The following is a 19865-nucleotide window of genomic DNA, read 5'->3' as shown; positions in this document are numbered from 1 at the left end:
CCTGGCGGGGACAGCCTGACCATCAGGCTACTTGCCGCCACCACTCCCCCACTCCCTCCCCTCCCGCCCGGAGCACGTCGTTCCAGTCCTTGAAGCCGATCGGAGGATACTCGACTTCGATAGTGCGCCCGGCCATGGCATAAACCTCAAGGGCGTTCGCTGCCCCGATCTCACCGGCGACATCGTTATCGGGGAACAGCACGAGGCGAGTAACGCGATCCGGGACAGCGATCTGATGCAACCGTTCACTGCCAAGCGTGGCCCAGACGGGGATGCCGAACAGGATCATCGCCGAGAGAGCGGTCTCCACGCCTTCCGCAAGCCCCAGAACCGAAGTTGCGGTGCCCAGCATGACAGCCGCACAATCGGGGCGCCCGAGCGTCATCCGTGGGTCGGCAAGATCGCGGGCACGCCGCGCATCGTCCCGATCGAAGAAGGTCCGCTGGATGGCGATGAAGCGCCCGTCGTCGTGGAGCCCGCCGTCATGGAGAGCCGCGATCATGGCGGGCCGGAACTCGACGTCGTCACCCTGACCGAGAGGTGTTCGGGGATTGAAGCGCAAGGAACGGGGAAGCAACGCTATTCGCCTGCGACGCAGATAGATTTCGGCGGGCGAACCAATTAGCGGACGGGCTTCATCCCAGATCCGCAGTGCCTGCTGGCGGCGCCACAGATCGGTTGGCATCTTCGACATCGAGGCCTGCTTGCTCTCAGCGTTATGGAGGGCATTCTCCTGGATACGCAAAATCTCGCTGATGACGTCGCGGGAATCGCAGCCCGCAAAGCATTTGAAGAGCAGCGCATGGTCCCCTACGCGAACAGACAGGCTGGGACTGCGATCGGGATGGGCCGGACAACGGCACATTGCGCCGCCGGGCTTCCAGACGCCTCCGAGACGCCTCACGATATCGGACCCGATCACCTCGAGTTCCGGGTTATGTTTGGTGTTGATGTACGCCATGGACGTGCCTCGAGGGATAGGCTGAAAACAGGCCAGTGATGATCGAGCGACCCGCAAATCGCCCAGCCGAACACTGCCCACTCCCCTCCCTGGCGACGGATAGGCCGTCGCATCTATCTCAGGCTGGTGGGAGCGACGGCCCGGGCGAAGGGATCCAAAGATATGCGGAGCGTAGCCAAAATCCCGTGTTCACAGGTTCCGGTGATACCGCAGCAGCGCTGCTTCGGACGGAGGGCCGACTTTTACTGTAGACTATCAGCTATAGAAGTGTCCTCCCAATATCATTGACTTTCACCCTCGCCAGCGGCCGGGCAGGCACGCTCATCGACCACCGCACTGCGCTTACTGCCCGCAAAAATGCCGAGAGTTGTCCTGAGTAAATCATCCAAAACGGATCGAAGCCTCGCCATCCTCATTTACACGCAAAATCTTACAATATGCCCGGGTGCGACATGCGTTTCCTGCTCGTCTGAGAAAGGAGCTGTCCATGCCCACTCGCCAGAGATTGATCCCGTATCCGCTGCGAACGCGCGCGCTTCCAGTCATGGGAGGCGCGCAATGATAGAGGGGAGATTTATTACGACAACGCTAAGCCGTTGCAGCATGATCGGATTGACCGAGCAGGTCCAGCGACTGCGGGCCGACGAGTTCGGCAAGGACCTCTTTACGATTCCGGCCTTCGAAATGCTGCTCGAACTCTACAATGGCAGAAGCGTCCAACCTCGCTCGCTCACCTCTCTCACCGGGGCTTCAAGCACGTCCGAGAGAAACTCGCAGCGGATCGTCCATCGTCTGGCCGAACGAGGCTTCGTCGATCTGCATCGCGACCCTTCCGATGGACGCCGGATCATCGTCGAGCTGAAGGAAGAGACAAGTGCGATGCTCGATCGTTTTTTCGACAAGCTTGTCGCGGTGGCGGCGGAACTGCCGCTTCATCAACGTCTTCGAAAATGAGTGGCTGTCTGCTGTTGCACCACAAGGGGATATACGTTGTTCGCACCTTGCAAGATCCTAAGAACCGTTGCACACTCCCTAGGCAGTGCAGGAAATGGCTGGGGCCTGCGCGCAGGATTATCCTTCCAGGCATGATAGTGGGCTCATCCGCGACGGTTGAGCGCAGGTATTGGACAATATTGCCCGCCACCTTTGGGTGGACCTGTCATGCTGTCTATTGTCCAAGTCTTTTACGGCGCGTCGGCGCCAGTCGATCCCGACCGGGGCGCCTGAGCCAATGTATCGGGGGCACGAAACCGACGGAGCGTGTTCACACGCAGCAGCAGTCTACGACGAGCATCAGTTCGAGAGTGTCTACCGTCAGGAGGCGCCGAAGCTCTTCTCGTTTCTCCGCAGGAAGATATGGCTCGAAGATGATCGGGACGATCTGGTGCAGGAAGCCTTCGCGAGGTTGGCAGCCTCAAGATCGGCCGCTGCGTGGAATAACCCTGGCGCCTATCTTCACGGCATATTGCGCCACCTCCTGGCCGATCGCGTGCGCGCGTGGGTCAGGACCCAGTCATTCGACCCGGTGATCTACGCGGCAGATCAGCAGGTCGCCGGTCCGGACTCCGCCGCAGAATTGAACGAGATGCGGGAACGATATCGGCTTGCCATTGACGGTCTCCCGCCGAGGACAAAAGAGGTATATTTGTTACATCGCGCAGAAGAACTCGGATATAGGCAGATCGCGGAAAAGCTGAACATCAGCATCCGAACTGTGGAGTGGCATGTGGCAGAGGCCATCGTGCGTATCAGCAGCAGCATTGGCAACACCAATGGCTGAGAAGGGATTGCCGGATGGCATGCCTCGAATGGATCAGTTGATGCGCGAGGCGTCGCTGTGGTTCGCACGGATGCGTGGGCCGGACGCGAAGACCTATCGTCCAGAGTTTGAGAAGTGGCTCTCGCTAGGTGCAACGCATCGGGATGCCTATGAGCGAGCTGGCGAGATCTTTGCCATGGGCCGGTTTCTGGCCGCGCAGAGAGAGGAAATCGAGGCCCAGGCTAACGACAATGAGCCGACTAGCCGTCATTGGAAGTGGACAGCAATCGCCGCAAGTCTGCTACTGGCTCTCGGCGCCGGTGGGTGGTTAGCGAACAAGGATTTGCGTGGCCCCGTATCCGCAGGGTCCCAGGTGGCTCAGATCGGGAGCGCCGCAACCGTGGAGCAGGCGCTATACGACACTGTCGTAGGCGGACGGAGGAGCGTCCGGCTAGCCGATGGCTCGATGGTCGAACTGGACGAAGGCAGTGAGCTGTCGACAAGCTTCAGCCCGGCCCGACGTGAACTGCGCCTCGCACGAGGTCGTGCCCGCTTCGAGGTTGCACATGAGAAGCGGCCCTTCATCGTGCTGGCTGGGGGTGGCAGCGTCACGGCGCGTGGCACGATATTCGACGTCATACTCGGCGACGACAAACGGGTGACCGTTCGCCTGCTCAAAGGTGCGGTCGACGTCGAACGGCCGGAAGGTGCGAAGGGGCGGCGGGGATCGGCGGCTATCGCCCGTCTGGAGCCAGGAGAGGTTCTGAGTTATGCCGTCGTGACGCCCGCACTGCTGCCTGGCATTGCGCCTAAATCCGCCATCGAGCCCATTAGAGCAGGGCCTGAAGAGCCCCTCATCAAGGAGTATGAGCGCACGCCGCTTTCGGCGGTGGTTGCTGAGACCAATGAGGATTCCGCGACGTCGATACGCCTCGCGGATCCCGGTCTCGGCGCCCTCAGAGTCAGCGGACGCTTCCGCGTGGACAATGCCAATGAGGTTGCGGATCGGCTGGCGGTGCTGTTCGATCTCGACGTTGAACGAACCAAATCAGATGAAATCACCTTGCGCAAAAGATAGCCCGAGATTTTTTCATCTCCTACCCCGTAGATTGCAGTTTTGTTGCGATGCTCCCCGAAACTCCCGCCAGATTGTCGGGAATTTCAAAGGGGGCAAGAATGGTTCGAATGCGGTCTCGGTCTCGTTTTCGTTGCGCGCTCCTGGCGGCTGTGGCTGTCAGCACCTTGACGCCGGCAGCCCCTGCACTCGCCCAGAATGAACGCCGGGTCGAATACAGGATCGAGGCCGGCGACCTTGGAGAAGCCCTCAAGGCCGTCAGCCGCAAGTCGGGCAAAGAGGTCATCTTCACCTCGGAGGCGGTCCTCGGCCATACGGCACCGGCTCTGCACGGGACCTACAGCGCGGACGACGCCGTCCGAGTTCTGCTCGGCGGCTCCGGCTTGGTTGCGCAATACCGGAAGAACGTGATCATCATCCGGGGGCGATCAGCGCCGTCGAGGGATCTAGCGGGTCGCTCGGCGGATCAGAACGATATTGTGGTTACGGGTTCTCGGATTAAGGGTGCCCCGGCTACGTCCCCGGTCACGATCAGCTCAAGAGACGAAATTGAGAAGCAGGGTGCGGCGGATCTCGGTAGTTACATCAGGCTCTTACCACAGAACTTCAACGGCGGTCAGAATCCTAATGTCGCCGGAGGCGGCGCCCAAGGCAATAATAACAATGTGAGTTCTTCTTCCACGCTCAACCTTCGGGGACTTGGCCCGGACGCCACGCTCACACTGCTGAATGGTCATCGTCTGGCCTATGACGCTCTAGCTCAAGGCGTAGACATCTCCGCCATACCACTGGCCGCGGTTGAGCGTGTTGAGGTGGTAGCTGACGGCGCATCCGCTCTCTATGGCTCTGATGCAGTCGGTGGCGTGGCCAACATCATTCTGCGCCCGGATTTCCGTGGGGCTGAGATTTCCGCGCGGCTGGCAACGACTACAGACGGTGGCGGCAGGCAAGCCCAACTCTCGGCGGTGACGGGGACGACCTGGTCCGGTGGCGGGCTCATGTTCGCAGCGGATTATACATCCTCCGGGCGTATTAGCGCAGGCGACCGTAGCTACACCTCGATGATGGACAAGGGTGCGACGCTAGTGCCAAGCGTCAGGCAAATCAGTTTCGTTGCCACTGGCCATCAAAAGATCACGGAGGGGGTCGAGTTCAAGATCGATGGAAGTTTCAATCGTCGCAATTCCAAGTATGACAATCCCTTCTTCAACACCGGGGCGGTGACGGAAAACGGGCTTCGGTCCAACCCGATCGTCCGTACCTATTCCGTTTCCCCGACCCTGACCGTCGATTTGACGTCCGCTTGGTCAGCTAATCTCTCGGGAACCATCGCCGGCAGCAAAGCGGACCTTCATTCCAGGCGGTACGCTGCTTCGGTCGAGACCCCCGGCCGCCTGATATACAGCAACGATTTACGGGCTATGGAGGCCGGGGTCCAAGGTCCTCTTGCCGAACTACCAGGGGGAGAGGTCAAGCTCGCGGCTGGTGGCGGCATCCGATCTTTGGGTCTGAGCGTCGAGGTGTCCAACACCCCTCCTGGATCACCTACAATCGTCACCGAACGTTTTCATACGAAGCGAGCCGTCAGCTTTGCCTATGGCGAACTCACAGTCCCGGTCTTCGGCGCGGGGAACAGCAGGCGCCTGCTCTATAGTCTCGACCTCACAGCAGCCGCTCGCTTCGAGCATTATGAAGCGGTCGGTTCGGTGGCGACACCGAAGTTCGGCTTTCGCTATGCGCCCTCCCCTGATCTGACGTTGATGGGCAGTTGGGGCCGCTCCTTCAAGGCGCCGACGCTTTATCAGCAGAATCAGGTACGACAGGGCGTCCTGCTCCCCGGCTCGATCTTTTCGGACAACCCGAGTGGGCTGCCTGTTCTCTTGCTGGCTGGTGGAGGGACGCCTCTCCGGGCGGAAAAGGCAGAAACCTGGACGGCGACTGTCTTGTTGAAGCCGCGAGCGATCCCAGGCCTGCGGTTGCAGGCGAGCTATTTCGACGTGGCGTACAAGGACAGGGTTTCGGTTCCCATTGTGGGCGCCACCGCAGCTCTCAACAATCCGATATATGCCAATCTCGTACGCCGTTCGCCATCAGGTGCTGCTGTCGAGGCGGAAATCGCTCGTCTGCCTCAAGGCTTGTCGAATTTCAGTGGGTCGGCGTTCGACGCCGCCAGCATCGCAGCGATCATCGACGCCACGGACAGAAATGTCGCGCGCCAGAGTGCACGCGGTGTCGATCTCTCCGGTGAGTATAGATTCTCAGTCAGTGGCTCGCAGACGCTCACTTTGTCGGCGAACGCGAGCTACCTTGAAAGCCGCCGCCAGGTGGCAACTGGATTACCTTTCAGCCAATTGGCCGGCACCATCTTCAATCCACCAAACTGGCGCATGGAAGGAGGCTTGACCTATTCCCGCACCGCTTTCGACGCATCCCTTTACGCCAACTATATTGGTGGAACCAGCGACACCCGAACGCTTCCCATCGGGCATGTGGGCTCGTTCACTTCACTCGACGCGACGCTGAGGTACAAGGCCGATGGAGCCATCGGCCTCTTCGCCGGGACAGAGATCATTCTTTCGCTTCTCAACATGTTGAACGAGAAACCAGCTTCAATCCAGAACTCGGATCCCTCGTTACCGCCATATGACTCGTCCAATTATTCTGCGATCGGCCGGCAAATCTCTGTGACGCTGCGGAAGCGTATCTGATGAGCGCCATGAACAAGGCAGGTCATTTGTTTGCGTGCACATGCTTGCTGCATTCCGCGTCAGTCGCGAAGCCGGTTCAGCAATCATGCTTCGAGCAGCTCGCAACTTATGCAATTGAACGTCCGCGTGTGCCGGGCGCATGGATGGAGCGACCGCAGTTTGATGTGTCCCGGGACGGCAAGCACCTGATCTATGTCGAGCGCTCTGGAAATGTTGCCGACAATTCGATCACGGACCGACTATGGTCCATCGGCCTTAAGGATGGCCTTAAGCGCAAGCTCTTAGGCATTCTCCAGACCGGCCGCAACGCAGCCAGCTTACGCTTGCCCAATCCCGCCTTCAGTCCGGACGGAACCCGGCTGGCCGTCCTGGGTGGGACAGGCTTGACGATATTCGAACCTGAAAAGGAGATATCCTGGACGATTAACCCGGAAAATGGTGCTATTAAAGACTTTCGCTGGTCTCCCGACGGGAAATCTCTGGCTGTCCTGATCGCCAAGTCGTCAACGCGCCCGCTACGGCGCGGCTATCAAGCTTCGTTGGATTGGGATGGCTCAAGCTACAGCTCCGTCCGTGACAATCTTGCGATTCTGGCCGCCTCTAGCGGCGCGATCCTCAATGAAGCACCGGCCGCCTACAATCTTGTCGGACTCGACACAGCCTTTTCCTGGTCGCCTGGTGGCGACAGGATAGCATTCAGCGCGCTCCATTCGGCTACCGATGCGTCTGATCCTGTGGGGCCAGGCATCTATGCGTGGGATCTTCGCACTCATGAAATCGAGACCCTCGTCGATCGTTCGGGGCCGAACTTCGATCCGCGCTGGTCTCCCGATGGCAACCGGATTGCGTATCTCACAGCCGATGGCCAGGACATGTTCAAGAATGGCCTGAAACTGGCCGTACAAAGCACATCTGGCCCCGATCGACTGATCCTGTCGAAACCGGATGAGATGACAGGCACCCCTTACCTTCCGACCTGGATCGACGCCGATCACCTTGCCTATGTCGCGATGCGCCAGATGGAATGCCCGGTCTTCAAAGTCGATGCCAGTCACGTGACGACATCGATCCTTGGACGCCAGCCCTTGAGTTGCTTCGGCGGGGTCAGGATTGGCGCTGACGGCACTTTATTCATGACCCGTCACAGCCTTGATAATCCTAGCGAGGTCGTTTCAACGAATGTGCATCAATGGGCACCGATGACGTTGACCGGTCGCCCGAGCACCCTCCGCCTTCCTTGGCGCGCGGAAGCGATATCCTGGCAAAGCAGGGAGGGCGATCATGTCATACATGGCGTGCTCATCCGGGCCATCGGCCGGCGGGCAGAATCGGCATTGCTCGTTTCGGTGCCGGGCGGCCCGGCCATGGTCACACCCGACAGCTATAATGATGACGCACCATTTCTTCCCTATGGCCCTCTTCTAAACGGCTTCTCCATCCTTATCCCCAACACGCGGGGCCGGGGCGGATATGGCCGGGATTTCGAAGCTGCGATCCGTGAGCGGAAAGACTATGTCGACGGCCCTCTTGAGGATATCCTTGGCGGCGTTGCCTATGCGACCAAGACGCTAGGCACGCCTCGATCCAGAGTGGCGCTCGCCGGCTTCAGCTATGGCGGCATTCTGACCGCTTACGCCGCCAGCCATACACATACGTTTCGGGCCGCTCTGGCGATGGAAGGTGTTGTCGATTTCTATAGCAGGGCGTTGCTGGAATATGGCGGACCAAATCAACAAGCAGCCAATGCGAACATGGGCTTTGGCAACCCTTATGATGTTGATGATAAGGAACGACTGCTGGCGCAATCACCGCTTCGTTCAATCGACGCACTACAGACACCGGTGCTCCTGGAGTGTGGAGAGAAAAGCCTTGGCCCAACAGATTGTCTAAAATTCTTCAGGTCCGGTAATGCCCGTGGTTCGGCACCAGTGGAACTTGCGATCTATCCGAGAACTGCTCATCAGATCCTCGAACCAGCGCTTCGCCTCGATAGCGCACGGCGTCAGTTAGCATGGCTTCTGCGATGGTTTCCGGGAACACCAGCGGATGCTGGGGACAGGAAATGCTACGGGCTCCAGTGAGCAACCCAGGCTTCGGTATCGACCAGTGACAGCAGGCGCGCCTGATCCGTTCCCAGATTTGGCGCATCGTTGCAAAGGGTCGAGACGATTGCATCGCAATCGATGATCTTCTGACGCGCGAGATGACCGCTGGTTAGGCGATCAATGATTTCGGCGCGATGCACGCTAATGATTTGGTTCGCGAAACCATCAGGACCACCTTTGGAACGCCGCTCCAATATCCCTCTGGGCAGGATGCGCCAGAACGCGGAACGGGCCAGGGCCCTGTCCCTCCCGCCTTCGACCCACATCCAGGATGGTGCGGCAAGACATGTCTCGAGAACGGGCTGACTCATCAACGGATTGATCATCGCTGGAAGTCGACGGTCATACCCCTCAAGCCCTGACTGGATGCGCAGCAAGGCGGCAATGTGGGCGGCCTTTCCAGGGAGATGCGCCCGGCTATCTTCGAGCCAGGGGTGCGCGCCCCGCAGTCTGGCAAGATTCGCGCTGAGATCGCAGTGCAGGAAGCGGGGATCAGGTCGCCATTGATACCCTCTTCCTCTTGTCCGGATCGATCCCCAGCTCGCTAAGGCGGCTTCAACGGGCGTGCAGCCCGTCAATCGGCAGACGTCACGCCAAGTCTGAAGCAGACCGATGCCTATCCCATGTGTCAGCAGCCTGTCGGCGATGGGATTTGCCGACTGGGTGTAGTAGAAGATGTTGTCGCCGCCATTGCCGCTGAAGAAGGCGTCGATGCCGCGTTCGCGCGCTATACGATGCATGGCGCGATCGTAAGCGAGCGCGTGGCTTCGCCCGATTGGACGCGCAAGATGGGCGACGCACGATGTGCCAAGATCGATATCTGCAGGTTCATAGGCGACATCAAGGATCTCGATACCGGTCCCCTCCCCGAGGAGTCTTGTAAATGACCTTTCGTCTCCATCCGGATCGTCGGTCACAAGCGTCACACCCGTCACGGCCGTACGTCGTGCAGGAATCGTCGCCGCGACGATGGACGAGTCCAAACCGCCGGAAACACCAATCAGGATTGAAGGGTACCGCGAAGACCATGCCGCAACGACATTCTGGATCGTTCGAAGAAGGACTTCCGCCTGGTGCGCGCTATCAGACGAGGTTTTAGGCTGGATGTGATCCCACGGCGACCATAGTTCTTCCACGAGCATTGCAGCATCGCAGATGTTGCAGGCGGTACCCGGCAACAATTCGCTCAGCCCCGCAAGGGGCGTCACAGGCCGTGGTAGTCCCCGCATATATAGATGGATCGCCAAGTCATCCCACGATATGGCGGGCGCCCAATATCCCGTGGCGGCGATGATTTCGGGATCGGACCCGATCAAACAGGAACCGGCAGCGCCCGCAATATAGGCCGGCAGCCCGCCGGACGGATCGCGCATTATGCTGAGTCCCGCGTTATCGCCCCATAGCGCACAATAAGCGCCCCAATGACTCTGAAGGAGCGCGCGGCCTCCTTTGGCAGCGATCAGTTTCTGCTGATCTTCGCTCAACGCATCAATGGGTTGCGGTGGACCGTGGCGCTCGAAGAGCGTCCCCAAAATCACGCCCCGATTGCCACCAAGCTGGATGGCGTATCCAGGCGATACGAACGCGCGCACGCCACGGCTATCGAAGCAGGACTTGAGGCCGAATCGTGCCGCAACGTCCTCGACCCGCTTCCGGTCGGGGACAGCCCTATCAATCAGAAATCGGGGCGCACTCATAGCACGCATATCGGGGTGTAGATCCGCGTGACGTCTATGGAATCACCAATGACGGTCGCCCCTTGCTGTACCCAGCAATGGGCGGCAAATGGGTTGACGCGCACGCCGAGCACTAAGGAAGGACTGTGGCCAGCGCGCAGGCACCGTCTGATCATTGCAATCGCTCGCGGTAGGCAGCGGTCATTGCGGCCAAAGACGAAGTCGCTAACCTCGAAGGCTGCCGATACCGTCTGGATCGAGCTTGAAACGGAGGCTCCGAGCCGGTGGGCGAACGCCAAGCGCTCCTGCTCAATGAGACGCCGGACATCAGCGATAGCCTGGCGTGCTACGATCCGCTTTGATCGCAACCGCTCGAAAAGGGCTGCAGCAATTTCAAATGCCGGCGCATCATATGCGGAATATCGATTAAGATCGTCTTTCGGTTCGACGACGGGCGCAGGTCTGGAAAGGCCCTTTTTTCCGATGTTCTCGCCGTCGACTATCGACAGCGCGACCAGATCGGCGATCAAGACATCATTAGCGCCTTCGCTGTGCAGTCCCTCTGCCAGGATCAAGCGTTGAAATGCCCGATCGACATCGACAGGAATGCAGAAAAAACGGCTTGTGCCTTCATCGAGGAAAATTGTCCGGCCCTCGATCATGCAGAAATGCAATCCAGGCCTGAAGCGAAAATCCATCGCCAACATTCCACGCAGAAAGGAACGTCCGCCAAGATCAACCTGACGGACGTTCCGAGGCATCCGGTCAGTCGGCGGTAAGGCCGCCGAAGATCGGGCGAAGCCCGTTCTGGTTGTCGTTGACCGACTGGGCTCCGCCCTTGGTCTGCTGCATGACCCCGCCCAGATCGAGGCGCTTCACGTCACGCTTGTCGTTCTTCCGTTGCATGGTTCATTCCTCTTCGACTGCCGCACTGACTTGCGACGGAAGGACGATAAATCGATCTCAGGGCCAACGTCTGAAATATACCTCGACAAGTTGGCGGGAAATCCGCGCCCCCAGCGCCGGCCGCCATAAGGACTCTGACAAACAATTGATATCGATTGAATTTTTCAGATAGTCGAACTGGACTGATCAGACAGGATCGCCTTTCTGCCGGTCAATTCTCCGCATATGATAGGCTTCGAGCCTGCGCCGCATGCTCTTCGGGAGGCTCACGACCGAGACATTTGTTAATGTCCTTACTTCTTTCACGGCATCCCCGATATTTTGGACTTCCCCGATTCGAACATAATGCAGGCGTTCGTTCAGGTTGTTGATCGACCAAATCGCGAATTCGTTGCCTGTCGCCGATGCAAGCGATAGAAATAATGAGCCGACCGCCTGCGCAATGCCTAAGGGTGTCTGCTGCAAGGCCTGCTGGGCGGCCTTTTCGATCGCTCGTTTCAAGGCTGATGGCCTAACCTCGTTAACCAAGCCCATGAGAAGGTTCATATTCCACGCATAGAGTCGGATGAGCTTGTCTCCCTCGTACTGAGAAAGCCGAAGACCGCCATCAGGGTGTGGCTCTATCAAACCTTCGCCCCACAACCGGCACAGCGCCTCGCGTGCAGGGGTTTTGCTTGATCGATATCGGTCTGCAATCTCCTGCACATCGAGGCGACGTCCTGGTGACAGGACGCCAGCGGCGTAATCTTCCTTTAGTGATCGGTAGACCATTTCTTGGAGAGGTGGATCAATTGCCGACATCATAAGCTGGGACCAACCGGGGCTGCTGCAGCCGGCCACGCTGGTGTCAAAGCTCTTGTCAGATGGTCGAGATTACGCTGTGCGATGAGTTCGATACACATCCTTTCAAGATCGCTGAGGTCCCCGGTTGCCAGTTGATGCGGAAAACACATCCTCTGTCCGGCGAAGAGGAGCGGAATAAGGATATGGCCTGTCGACAGACCAAGGCGGTAGGCGCAAGCGAGATGATCGTCGAGCCGCGAACGAGGATTGCCGCCCTCGATCTCGCGAAGCCAGCGAACACCCATGCCAAGTTCTCGCGCCAGTTCGCGTTGCGTCAGGCGCCGTTTCTTCCGTGCCTCTTCAATTTGCCGTCCCGACTGCACTTTGACGTACAGGATTGGACTTTCAGCAACGGAAGTCGCTAACATTTGCGACATATCCGCGTCTCCTTACGGGAGATTCCGCCCGCCAAGGCAATTCCGTAAGTCGAATGCTAAGGTGTACTTACCACCAGTGTCAATTCACAACCTCGGCCACTTTGTCGGGATTTACCCAGCAAGATCATTGTCATCACGTACGGCCGGCATTCTTGCCCCGGACTGCAGCGCTCGCTCAAAAGCACAGATAAGGTCCATCTGGTCAGCTTTGGGTATCTGCATCAGCGCAAGAATATAGATCCTACCGAGGTTGGGCTGCCGTTGGCCGGGCGCGCTTTGCTGGACACGCTCGGTTATGCGTGTGGCGACTTCCCAGAGATGATGTGAGGCGCCCACGTGGTGCTCCTCCCCACCGCCAAGGCAGTCGAGCTCCCGCGCTTTCAGCCGATCGATGATCTCGGCCGTCGGAAGCGTCTCGAGATGCTCTACAGCTACGTGGAGCGTGGTGCCCCAGGCGATCAATGAGCGCGTGACGCGAATCAGATGGCAATGGGAATCAATGAGGACGTCCAGACCGGCCGGTGATAACCGGAGCTTGAAGCTGCGTCTCGCTCGAGCCATCACCCCTTCTCCTGCCTAGACTAGCGTTGCGTCGCCCGGTGCCGCCACCAGGCAGGTGCAAATCCGCGACGAATGGAGGCAAAAGCGGCATTATAGTGCCGTTTTTGCTCAAACCTGTTCTTTTCAACGCGTGTCGAGATCATCTGGCCACTTTCGCCCTAACGGTGCTTTGTTTCGCCGCTTCGGCACTTCAGTGCCCACCCTATTGCGGCGGTCATCGGTGATCGTCATGCCTTGAGACGCACCGGATCGGCGGAGCCCACGGACCTAAAGTCCGAGCTCTCTCGCCCGGGTCATCCAAAACCCAAACCCGAGCGCCTCGCGGCGCCACGAGGAGATGCGTGCCATGGACTTTCCATGCCCATTGCCGATGCTTGCCGGGGCATTGTTGCTCGGCATTGCTTCCATGCCGGCTCAAGCCCAGAGTTACCGGCCCGACGCCGAGGCCTATCCTTGCGCAGAGAGCGCCAAACTCGTCGTCGTGCAGAGCGATTCCGGCTTCGCGATCCGTGAAAAGGTCGAGCATCCGAAGCCTCCCGTGATCCAGACGGTTATCAGGCTGGGCAACTCGCTCACCCTCGATAGCCGACTATTCGCGCCCACCTCCCTCGTGCGTCCGGAGTCCAATCATGTATCGCAGCGCTAAGCTGATCGCGGCAGCGCTGCTTTGCGCGACCGCACCCGCCTATGCTCAGGATAGCGGCACCGAACCACTCACGGCCGCCGCGGCGGAGGCACAGCGCCAGCTACGCCAGACCTTCACCAACCTGACTTTCGAGGACTTTGGTCCAGCGCCTATCAGTGGCCCAATATATCAGGCCATCGCCGGTGGACGAGTCATCTATTTCGCGCCGGAAAGCCAGCATCTCCTCTTCGCCGCAGTCTATGACAAAAATGGCGTCAATCTGACGGCCCTTGCCCAGGATGCCAGCGCGCGGAAACGTCTCGGCGCCATCGATCAGGCAAATGCTCTGGTTATCGGTCCCGCAGGCGCGCCGAGGGTGATCGAATTCACTGACCCCGACTGCCCCTATTGCCAGGCGCTCGAGCGCTTCTGGCTGGCGAAGGAAGCGGAAGGCAAGCCGGTTCAGCGGCTGGTCTATTTCGTGAGCGGCATCCATCCTGAGGCCGCTGCGAAGGCGGAGCATATCCTTTGCTCTCCGGACCGAGAGGCAACGTTCAAGGCGGTCTATGCCGGCGCACACCCCAGCGCGTTGCGCAAATGCCGTGCCGGCGCCGAGAAGGTCGCTCGCGACGCCGAAACCGTCCGCAAAATGGGGGTCTCGGGTACACCGACGCTTTTCGTCGAGGGGAAGCTGGTGTCCGGCTTCCAGCAGGCCGAACTCGAGGCCTTCCTCGAAGCGAGCAAGGGCAAAGCCAGCCCCTGAGACCAATGCCAAAGATTTTGGCGGACCTCGCCCGTGCGCCCTGCTTGCGCCGGCGAGGACCGGGATGCCGGCTGGGGCGCGCCTCCGGGAGCCGTCCTGCGCCCTCGCCGGCCGGAAACGATCACTCGTCGGTGCCGGCAAGCATGATCGGGATGGCTCCAAAGACGACCACATTTGGTCAGAAGGAGACTGTATATGTTGACTGCTCTTCGGGGAAGGACGTTCCGCACGATCGACGCGGCGGTCCTTTTCCTCCTGGCCGTGATCGCTGGCACGAGCGTCGCCTACGCCTTCCAGGCACCGGCGGCAGGCGACCTTGGTTACGACATCTACGACATCGTCGTGAACCAGGGCGTCAAGGGTCCGCTCGGCTTTGTCGGTGGCGTTGCCGCCTTCCTGTTCGGCGTTTCGCGGCTCTTCTCGAACATCATGATCGGCATTCCCACGATCGTGGCGGCGGTCTGCCTCATCAAGGCGGATTCGATCCTCCAGACCTTCGGCATGGTGATCTGAAGAATTGCCGGGCTGCCGGATAGCCGGCGCCCGCGCAACGGAACGGGAGGCGGTGGTCGCCTTCCGCAATCCACGCCCAGCGGCGTGGTGAAGCAAGGGAGAAGAGCGTGGACGAACGTCTGCCGCAGTTCCTGCACCGGCCGGTCCAGATCCTCTGGTTCGACAGTCAGGAGTTCATTGTCGTCATGAGCGTGATCTTCGTCGCGGTCATCGTCGGCGGGTTCATCGGCTGGTCGCTCATCGGCGCTCTTCTCCTGTTCATCCCCTGGAAGCGGACCAAGCCGCGCGGGTTCATCCCGCATCTGGCCTGGCGCTGGGGCCTTGCCCGCTTCCGCAACTATCCGGGTCCGACCCAGACCCGCTTCTTCGAGTAGGCGAGATGGCTCATTCCTCCAGGCGCAAGCGCCAGCCCGACATGATCGGCGACACGCGGCCGAGCTGGCATCTGCATCGCTATCTGCAGGGCTCGGCCAATCTCTTCGAGGAGAACCGGCTGCTCAAGGTCGCGATCGCCGGACTGTTCGGCATCACCGCGGTACTCGGTACGGTCATCTATACTTCGAACCAGAACACCCGCACGGTGGTGGTTCCATTCGGCGCGGACGGCGATCTGTATGTGACCGGCAACAAGCCCTCCGAGAGCTACCTTCGCGCGATCACGTTCAACATCGTCGCGCTCGCCGGCACCTATTCTTCCTATTCAGCGGACCGGCAGTTCCAAGAGCTGCTGCGCATCGCACATCCGAGCGCCTATAACGGCCTGCGGGATAGCCTGAACCGGCTGCTGGACGAGCTCGGCAACAATCCGACACTCTCGATCGCGACCTATATCCGCGGCGATCAGCCCGTCACCTGGACCGGCAGCGAGGTTCTTATACCGGTCGAGAAGGTTCGCGTCATCGGCGGCGTGATCCGCAAATTCCGAGGCAATCTGCGCATTCGCTACGCGCTCGAGAATGGCCGTTTCTGGCTGACCGCCCTCCAGGAGGAGAATTTCAGTGCCGATGTCCGGTAACCGAGCGAGGCTCGCCAGCCTCGCAGGGATGCTTGTCGCATCCCTCCCCGCCGCCGCTCCAGCGCTCGCCCAGTCGGTCGCGGCGCTTCCCGATCAGACCAGCCGAATCCGGCTTTCAAACCGCGACGTCAATCACATCGTGTGTGTCGGAGGCGACATCGAGGACGTCAAATTCTCGGCCGAGAAGGGATTGGCCGTCGAGCGGGGCGGATCTGACGCCTGGGTCAAGTTTCTCGTGCTCGAGACTGACGATATGGGGGCCAAGACACGCACCTATGTGACGACGCCGTCGGAATTCTTCGTCTCGTGCAACGGGGCGATCTATCCGCTCTACGCCGAACCCACCGACATCCCGGCTCAGACCGTGACGCTGGTGCCCGGACACGTCCAGCGCGCGCGCGCAAACGATGCGCTGCTCGGGCCTCTCGTGGAGGAGGAACGCGCGGTCGGGATCATATTGGCGATCCTTCAGGAGCGGGTGCCGGCGTCCTTCTCCGAGGTGGCGCCTTCACGCGACCGGCTCGTTCTGGCTGACCTGCCCAGCGCCTCGCTGACCGAGCGGAGACGGCTCGAAGTGGAGGGGGCCGGGCTCTCCGTCAGCGAGTATCTGGTCCGCACCAATTCCGCAGTCACGTTCGATGAGCGGGACTTTCTCGATACCGCGCTCGGCGCGGAGATCTTCGCCATCACGATCGATCGGCTGACGCTGGGTCCGAATGAGACAGCCAGGCTGATCGTCGTGCGCCGGAGCGTTCAGTCATGATCTCGCCAGACGAAACTCCGCGGGCCGCGCCAGCATCGGCCCCGCATACAATCGCTGATGATGACGCAACGAATGGCGCGCCGTCGCGGCCCGCTTTACTCGATCTGCCGGCGCAGTGGGCGAAGCTTACTTCCGACCAAAAGCTGCGCGCCAAGCAGTTGGGCGTGGTGTCGACGATCGCGATGGTGGGGATTGGCCTTTATACGGCCAGCACCAGCGGTCAAAAGGAGGCGCCCAAGGCACCTCAGGTGTCGAACCTCGACATGGGCGCCGGTCTGCGCGGCGACAGCCTCGAGGTGAAGCTGCGCGGGGACTTGCAGAAGATTCTCGACGGGCAGTCTCTGCTTGGTGACCGCGTCACCGCGATTGAGGAAGGCAAGATTGTACCCGGTGCGGGAGGCAGCTTCCGCGCGCCCACGACAGGCGATGGCGGTGATTTGCCGCCTGCCATCCCCGGCGACGCGCCTGCCTATCCGCCTGCTCCGGCAGACGCGAAGGGCGCTGCCGATGAGATTCCCCCACCGCCCAGCCCGCCGGCAGCGCCGTCCGCACCACCTGCGCCGCCGACAGAACGTCAGGTGGGCGCGATCGGCGCGGCCACTTCCAGCCAGACAGCAGAGGGAGGTGCAGGCAGCTCGCCTTCGTCAAAAAAAGGGAAACGGACGATCTATTTGCCACCTGGTTTCATGAAGGCGCGTCTCCTGACGGGCATCGACGCGCTGGCGAGCCGAGACGCGACCAGTAACCCCGAGCCGATCATCGCGAGGGTCCAGGCGCCTGCCGTCCTCCCCAATGAGGTCAAGGCCAATCTCGCCGGCTGCTTCGTCGTCGGCAACGCGACCGGCAGCCTCGCCAAGGAAAGGGTCGAGATCCAGCTCGTCTCGATCTCCTGCGTGGACTTCGAAAGCCACGCAGTGGTCGACCAGGCGATCAAAGGCTTCTTCGTCGATGCCGATGGCAAGAAGGGCCTTTCTGGTAAGGTGGTGACCCGCGCCGGGGCAACGCTCGCGCGCTCCTTCATCGCTGGTACGATAGCGGGCATCTCGCAATCGGTCGAAAGCTCGTTCGGCAGTCTTTCGACCTCGGCGCTGGGCAGCGTGCGTAGTCTGGATGCCGGTGATGCGATCAAGTCCGGTGTCGCGGGCGGCCTTTCCAAATCGTCCGACAAACTCACTGACTTCTACCTCGACCTTGCCCGACAGGCGGGTCCCGTCGTCGAGGTCGGCGCGGCGAAGGATGTCGTGGTCGTCATCCAGGAGGGCCTCGCTCTCGAGATCAAGCCGACCGTCGGGAGCAAGTTCTGATGCGCCCGCCGCTTCCCTCAGGAGGTTCCGTCATGCCCAAACCGGCTTTCCCCCCGTCGCTGCATCGTTCGCTGCTCTCGTTGAGCCTGCTCGTTGCCTTGGGCGGCTGCGCAACAGTCGGGTCGATGATGTCGCCCTATTCCGAAAAGTTCGACTGCAAGAACAGCGATCACGGTCAGTGCATCCATCCTACCCAAGCCTATGAGGACGCGGTCGCCGGCGTGGTGTCGAAGGCCGACCCCAAGGTCACCAATGACCGCGCGATGCTGCGGGGACAGGATGTGGCCAAAGGCAGTCCGCGCTCGCGGGTGGAAGCGGCCGGGAGTGCCTATGGCAGCTATCGGGACAGCGTCTATCGCGAGCTCAAGGGGCTGATCGAGGCTCCGGTCACGCCGATGCTGAAGCCCGCACGGACGGTGCGGACGCTGATCCTGCCTTATGCCGACCGCCAGCGCCCCGATCGGCTCTACATGCCCCGCTATGTCTATTCGGTGATCGACAAGCCTGTGTGGGTCGTCGGCGGCGCGCTTGTCACCTCGCCCGATCGCGCGTCCCAGGCGCCGATCCTGGGGCAGGTGCGCGACGCCGTCACCTCCGATGGTGAACCCGCCCCCGAGCCGCAGACAGCCCCTTCGGTTCCCGTGATCGTACCGCCTGCATCGGAGCCGAAGCCATGAGCGCGCTCAGCTATGCCCGTTTGCGCAGCGCCGTGCGCCGCGACAGCTTCTCCGACTACCTGCCGCTGGTCGCATGGGACGAGGACAGCGAAGCCTTTCTGTGCGTCGACGACACCTGGGGCCATGCCTGGGAACTGGTGCCCACCGCCTACATGTTCGCCCATGTCCAGGGCGCGCTGCAGGGCCTGCTCAACATCCAGTTTCCGGACGGCACTGTCCTACAGGTCCACACCTTCGCGGACCCGCTGATAGACGACGCCCTCGATGCCTTTCTCGATCTGAAGACTCGGGACGATCCGCTGATCCAGGCCTCGGCACGCCAGACCCGGGCCTATCTCTCCGAGGGGCGTCACGGTCTCAAGGCGTTGCACGGAATCCCCGTTCGCAACTTCCGCACCCTGCTCTCGATCAAGACGCGACGGCCGCTTGGCGAGGATTTGCGCCGACAGGTCGAGGAGCAACTCTCCAAGCTCGGTATTCGCCGCCTTCCGCCGCAAGAGATGGTCGCCTTCTACCGGCGGATCTTCAATGGCGTCGCGCAGAACGCACCAGGTGTCTTCGCGGACGGTACGACCGTCGGCGCGCCTCCGATCGGCAAACAGATCATCGATGCGGGCCCCGATCTCGTCTTCGAGGGCGCGGAGGTATTTCTCGGAAACCAGGTGGCGCGCTGCCTCACCCCCAAGGCGCCGGCGCGGCGGATCACCGCCGAGCGCGCGAATCGGTTGATGGGCGGCATGCGCGGGGCGTCGGAGGATAGCGACCAGATTGGCGGACCCTTCCTCTACACGCTCAACATCCTGTTCGATCACTCGCAGTTCGAGATCCACAAGCGCGCGCAAATCCTCTCGGCGCAGAAGGCTGCGGGCAGCTTCGCGGTCGAGGTCGGCAAGCAGATCGAGGAAATCGGCTGGATTCTCGACGAAGCGGGCAACAGCAAGTTCGTGCGGGTTATCCCGACGGTCTGGGTGTTCGGCCGCGACCGCGCCCATGCCCGCGACCTGGCCGCCCGCGCCAAACGGCTTTGGGAAGGCGAACCCCTTCCCTTTTCGATGCAGGAGGAAAGTTATCTCAATCCGACTTTGCTTGTGATGAGTCTGCCCTTTGGCCTCTATCCCGACCGGACGACGCTGAGGCTTCTCGAACGCGATTTCCGCATGCCGGTGAAGGCGGCCGTGTTGATGGCGCCGATCCAGACCGATTTTCGCGGCGGCGGGCGCCCGGCGCTGCTCTA

At 60.7% G+C, this 19865-nt stretch carries 22 protein-coding genes; 15 read left to right on the top strand and 7 right to left on the bottom strand.

Annotated features, from left to right (window positions below; all coding sequences use genetic code 11):
- Window positions 1–22: 22 nt before the first annotated feature.
- A complete protein-coding gene (locus AX724_RS02175; RefSeq protein ID WP_066763139.1) occupies window positions 23–961 on the bottom strand; it encodes a DUF7146 domain-containing protein in 939 nt (312 codons plus the stop codon).
- Window positions 962–1564: 603 nt separating this feature from the next.
- Between AX724_RS02175 and AX724_RS02170 the strand changes: the two genes are divergently transcribed.
- The 5 genes from AX724_RS02170 (at window position 1565) to AX724_RS02150 (ending at window position 8584) form a co-directional block, all read left to right on the top strand.
- Entirely contained in the window at window positions 1565–1915 is a 351-nt protein-coding gene (locus AX724_RS02170) for a MarR family winged helix-turn-helix transcriptional regulator (protein ID WP_231736443.1), read from the top strand.
- Window positions 1916–2192: 277 nt separating this feature from the next.
- Window positions 2193–2741 carry an RNA polymerase sigma factor gene (locus tag AX724_RS02165; protein ID WP_066763146.1) on the top strand — a complete coding sequence of 183 codons (549 nt, stop codon included), beginning with the start codon at window positions 2193–2195 and terminating at the stop codon, window positions 2739–2741.
- Window positions 2734–3798 (top strand): FecR family protein, encoded by a 1065-nt coding sequence (locus tag AX724_RS02160; RefSeq protein WP_066763133.1) that lies wholly within the window; start codon window positions 2734–2736, stop codon window positions 3796–3798. Before AX724_RS02165 ends, AX724_RS02160 begins: the two co-directional genes overlap by 8 nt.
- A 149-nt stretch (window positions 3799–3947) precedes the next feature.
- Window positions 3948–6503 carry a TonB-dependent receptor gene (locus tag AX724_RS02155; RefSeq protein WP_231736442.1) on the top strand — a complete coding sequence of 852 codons (2556 nt, stop codon included), beginning with the start codon at window positions 3948–3950 and terminating at the stop codon, window positions 6501–6503.
- Window positions 6503–8584: a prolyl oligopeptidase family serine peptidase gene (locus AX724_RS02150; protein WP_066763130.1), complete on the top strand. Its 2082-nt coding sequence runs from the start codon at window positions 6503–6505 to the stop codon at window positions 8582–8584. The genes AX724_RS02155 and AX724_RS02150 overlap by 1 nt, the downstream gene beginning before the upstream one ends.
- Here the strand turns inward: AX724_RS02150 and AX724_RS02145 are convergent.
- Complete coding sequence (locus AX724_RS02145; protein ID WP_066763128.1) at window positions 8569–9981, bottom strand: asparagine synthase-related protein; 1413 nt, start codon at window positions 9979–9981, stop codon at window positions 8569–8571. The genes AX724_RS02150 and AX724_RS02145 overlap by 16 nt on opposite strands.
- A 48-nt stretch (window positions 9982–10029) precedes the next feature.
- Between AX724_RS02145 and AX724_RS23840 the strand changes: the two genes are divergently transcribed.
- Window positions 10030–10326, top strand: coding sequence for a hypothetical protein (locus tag AX724_RS23840; RefSeq protein ID WP_066763126.1), 297 nt, complete (start codon window positions 10030–10032; stop codon window positions 10324–10326).
- Here the strand turns inward: AX724_RS23840 and AX724_RS02135 are convergent.
- From AX724_RS02135 to AX724_RS02120, 5 genes are all read right to left on the bottom strand, one after another.
- A complete protein-coding gene (locus AX724_RS02135) occupies window positions 10302–10946 on the bottom strand; it encodes a lasso peptide biosynthesis B2 protein (protein WP_197421445.1) in 645 nt (214 codons plus the stop codon). The two genes, AX724_RS23840 and AX724_RS02135, sit on opposite strands and share 25 nt — an antisense overlap.
- 103 nt (window positions 10947–11049) lie before the next feature.
- The gene (locus tag AX724_RS23225; RefSeq protein WP_156447974.1) at window positions 11050–11190 is read right to left on the bottom strand and encodes a hypothetical protein; all 141 of its coding nucleotides are present in this window, start codon (window positions 11188–11190) and stop codon (window positions 11050–11052) included.
- Window positions 11191–11376: 186 nt separating this feature from the next.
- The gene (locus AX724_RS02130; RefSeq protein ID WP_197421444.1) at window positions 11377–11991 is read right to left on the bottom strand and encodes a GntR family transcriptional regulator; all 615 of its coding nucleotides are present in this window, start codon (window positions 11989–11991) and stop codon (window positions 11377–11379) included.
- The gene (locus tag AX724_RS22540; RefSeq protein ID WP_197421443.1) at window positions 11991–12410 is read right to left on the bottom strand and encodes a helix-turn-helix domain-containing protein; all 420 of its coding nucleotides are present in this window, start codon (window positions 12408–12410) and stop codon (window positions 11991–11993) included. Before AX724_RS22540 ends, AX724_RS02130 begins: the two co-directional genes overlap by 1 nt.
- A gap of 111 nt (window positions 12411–12521) precedes the next feature.
- Complete coding sequence (locus tag AX724_RS02120) at window positions 12522–12971, bottom strand: hypothetical protein (protein WP_066763120.1); 450 nt, start codon at window positions 12969–12971, stop codon at window positions 12522–12524.
- Between the two features lie 346 nt (window positions 12972–13317).
- Between AX724_RS02120 and AX724_RS02115 the strand changes: the two genes are divergently transcribed.
- The 9 genes from AX724_RS02115 to AX724_RS02075 form a co-directional block, all read left to right on the top strand.
- A complete protein-coding gene (locus tag AX724_RS02115; protein ID WP_156447973.1) occupies window positions 13318–13617 on the top strand; it encodes a hypothetical protein in 300 nt (99 codons plus the stop codon).
- The gene (locus AX724_RS02110; RefSeq protein WP_066763117.1) at window positions 13601–14359 is read left to right on the top strand and encodes a DsbC family protein; all 759 of its coding nucleotides are present in this window, start codon (window positions 13601–13603) and stop codon (window positions 14357–14359) included. Before AX724_RS02115 ends, AX724_RS02110 begins: the two co-directional genes overlap by 17 nt.
- A 195-nt stretch (window positions 14360–14554) precedes the next feature.
- Window positions 14555–14872 (top strand): hypothetical protein, encoded by a 318-nt coding sequence (locus AX724_RS02105; protein ID WP_066763115.1) that lies wholly within the window; start codon window positions 14555–14557, stop codon window positions 14870–14872.
- A 107-nt stretch (window positions 14873–14979) separates the two neighbouring features.
- Window positions 14980–15246 (top strand): type IV conjugative transfer system protein TraL, encoded by a 267-nt coding sequence (locus tag AX724_RS02100; RefSeq protein ID WP_066763113.1) that lies wholly within the window; start codon window positions 14980–14982, stop codon window positions 15244–15246.
- Between the two features lie 41 nt (window positions 15247–15287).
- Window positions 15288–15887 (top strand): TraE/TraK family type IV conjugative transfer system protein, encoded by a 600-nt coding sequence (locus AX724_RS02095; RefSeq protein WP_197421447.1) that lies wholly within the window; start codon window positions 15288–15290, stop codon window positions 15885–15887.
- 28 nt (window positions 15888–15915) lie between these two features.
- The gene (locus AX724_RS02090) at window positions 15916–16650 is read left to right on the top strand and encodes a type-F conjugative transfer system secretin TraK (protein ID WP_066763108.1); all 735 of its coding nucleotides are present in this window, start codon (window positions 15916–15918) and stop codon (window positions 16648–16650) included.
- Window positions 16647–17954 carry a TraB/VirB10 family protein gene (locus AX724_RS02085; protein WP_066763106.1) on the top strand — a complete coding sequence of 436 codons (1308 nt, stop codon included), beginning with the start codon at window positions 16647–16649 and terminating at the stop codon, window positions 17952–17954. The genes AX724_RS02090 and AX724_RS02085 overlap by 4 nt, the downstream gene beginning before the upstream one ends.
- Window positions 17955–17986: 32 nt before the next feature.
- Window positions 17987–18631 carry a TraV family lipoprotein gene (locus AX724_RS02080; RefSeq protein ID WP_066763104.1) on the top strand — a complete coding sequence of 215 codons (645 nt, stop codon included), beginning with the start codon at window positions 17987–17989 and terminating at the stop codon, window positions 18629–18631.
- A partial coding sequence (locus tag AX724_RS02075; protein WP_156447972.1) for a conjugal transfer protein TraC occupies window positions 18628–19865 on the top strand: 1238 nt, incomplete at its 3' end. The genes AX724_RS02080 and AX724_RS02075, both read left to right, overlap by 4 nt.

The organism is Sphingobium sp. CCH11-B1, assembly GCF_001556865.1.
GTDB lineage: Bacteria > Pseudomonadota > Alphaproteobacteria > Sphingomonadales > Sphingomonadaceae > Sphingobium.
The sequence above is the reverse complement of the archived record's forward strand: the minus strand, read 5'-3'. Positions and strand labels throughout refer to the sequence as shown.

Excerpts from the sequence above, each read along its gene's own strand:
- AX724_RS02115 (WP_156447973.1), top strand. The coding sequence starts at position 13,318 with ATGGACTTTCCATGCCCATTGCCGATGCTTGCCGGGGCATTGTTGCTC.
- AX724_RS02170 (WP_231736443.1), top strand. The coding sequence starts at position 1,565 with ATGATCGGATTGACCGAGCAGGTCCAGCGACTGCGGGCCGACGAGTTC.
- AX724_RS02175 (WP_066763139.1), bottom strand. The coding sequence starts at position 961 with ATGGCGTACATCAACACCAAACATAACCCGGAACTCGAGGTGATCGGG.
- AX724_RS02135 (WP_197421445.1), bottom strand. The coding sequence starts at position 10,946 with ATGATCGAGGGCCGGACAATTTTCCTCGATGAAGGCACAAGCCGTTTT.
- AX724_RS02090 (WP_066763108.1), top strand. The coding sequence starts at position 15,916 with ATGCTTGTCGCATCCCTCCCCGCCGCCGCTCCAGCGCTCGCCCAGTCG.
- AX724_RS02145 (WP_066763128.1), bottom strand. The coding sequence starts at position 9,981 with ATGCGCGATCCGTCCGGCGGGCTGCCGGCCTATATTGCGGGCGCTGCC.
- AX724_RS02120 (WP_066763120.1), bottom strand. The coding sequence starts at position 12,971 with ATGGCTCGAGCGAGACGCAGCTTCAAGCTCCGGTTATCACCGGCCGGT.
- AX724_RS02105 (WP_066763115.1), top strand. The coding sequence starts at position 14,555 with ATGTTGACTGCTCTTCGGGGAAGGACGTTCCGCACGATCGACGCGGCG.
- AX724_RS22540 (WP_197421443.1), bottom strand. The coding sequence starts at position 12,410 with ATGTCGCAAATGTTAGCGACTTCCGTTGCTGAAAGTCCAATCCTGTAC.
- AX724_RS02165 (WP_066763146.1), top strand. The coding sequence starts at position 2,193 with ATGTATCGGGGGCACGAAACCGACGGAGCGTGTTCACACGCAGCAGCA.
- AX724_RS02160 (WP_066763133.1), top strand. The coding sequence starts at position 2,734 with ATGGCTGAGAAGGGATTGCCGGATGGCATGCCTCGAATGGATCAGTTG.
- AX724_RS02110 (WP_066763117.1), top strand. The coding sequence starts at position 13,601 with ATGTATCGCAGCGCTAAGCTGATCGCGGCAGCGCTGCTTTGCGCGACC.
- AX724_RS23225 (WP_156447974.1), bottom strand. The coding sequence starts at position 11,190 with ATGCAACGGAAGAACGACAAGCGTGACGTGAAGCGCCTCGATCTGGGC.
- AX724_RS02095 (WP_197421447.1), top strand. The coding sequence starts at position 15,288 with ATGATCGGCGACACGCGGCCGAGCTGGCATCTGCATCGCTATCTGCAG.
- AX724_RS02150 (WP_066763130.1), top strand. The coding sequence starts at position 6,503 with ATGAGCGCCATGAACAAGGCAGGTCATTTGTTTGCGTGCACATGCTTG.
- AX724_RS02085 (WP_066763106.1), top strand. The coding sequence starts at position 16,647 with ATGATCTCGCCAGACGAAACTCCGCGGGCCGCGCCAGCATCGGCCCCG.
- AX724_RS02080 (WP_066763104.1), top strand. The coding sequence starts at position 17,987 with ATGCCCAAACCGGCTTTCCCCCCGTCGCTGCATCGTTCGCTGCTCTCG.
- AX724_RS23840 (WP_066763126.1), top strand. The coding sequence starts at position 10,030 with ATGACTCTGAAGGAGCGCGCGGCCTCCTTTGGCAGCGATCAGTTTCTG.
- AX724_RS02130 (WP_197421444.1), bottom strand. The coding sequence starts at position 11,991 with ATGTCGGCAATTGATCCACCTCTCCAAGAAATGGTCTACCGATCACTA.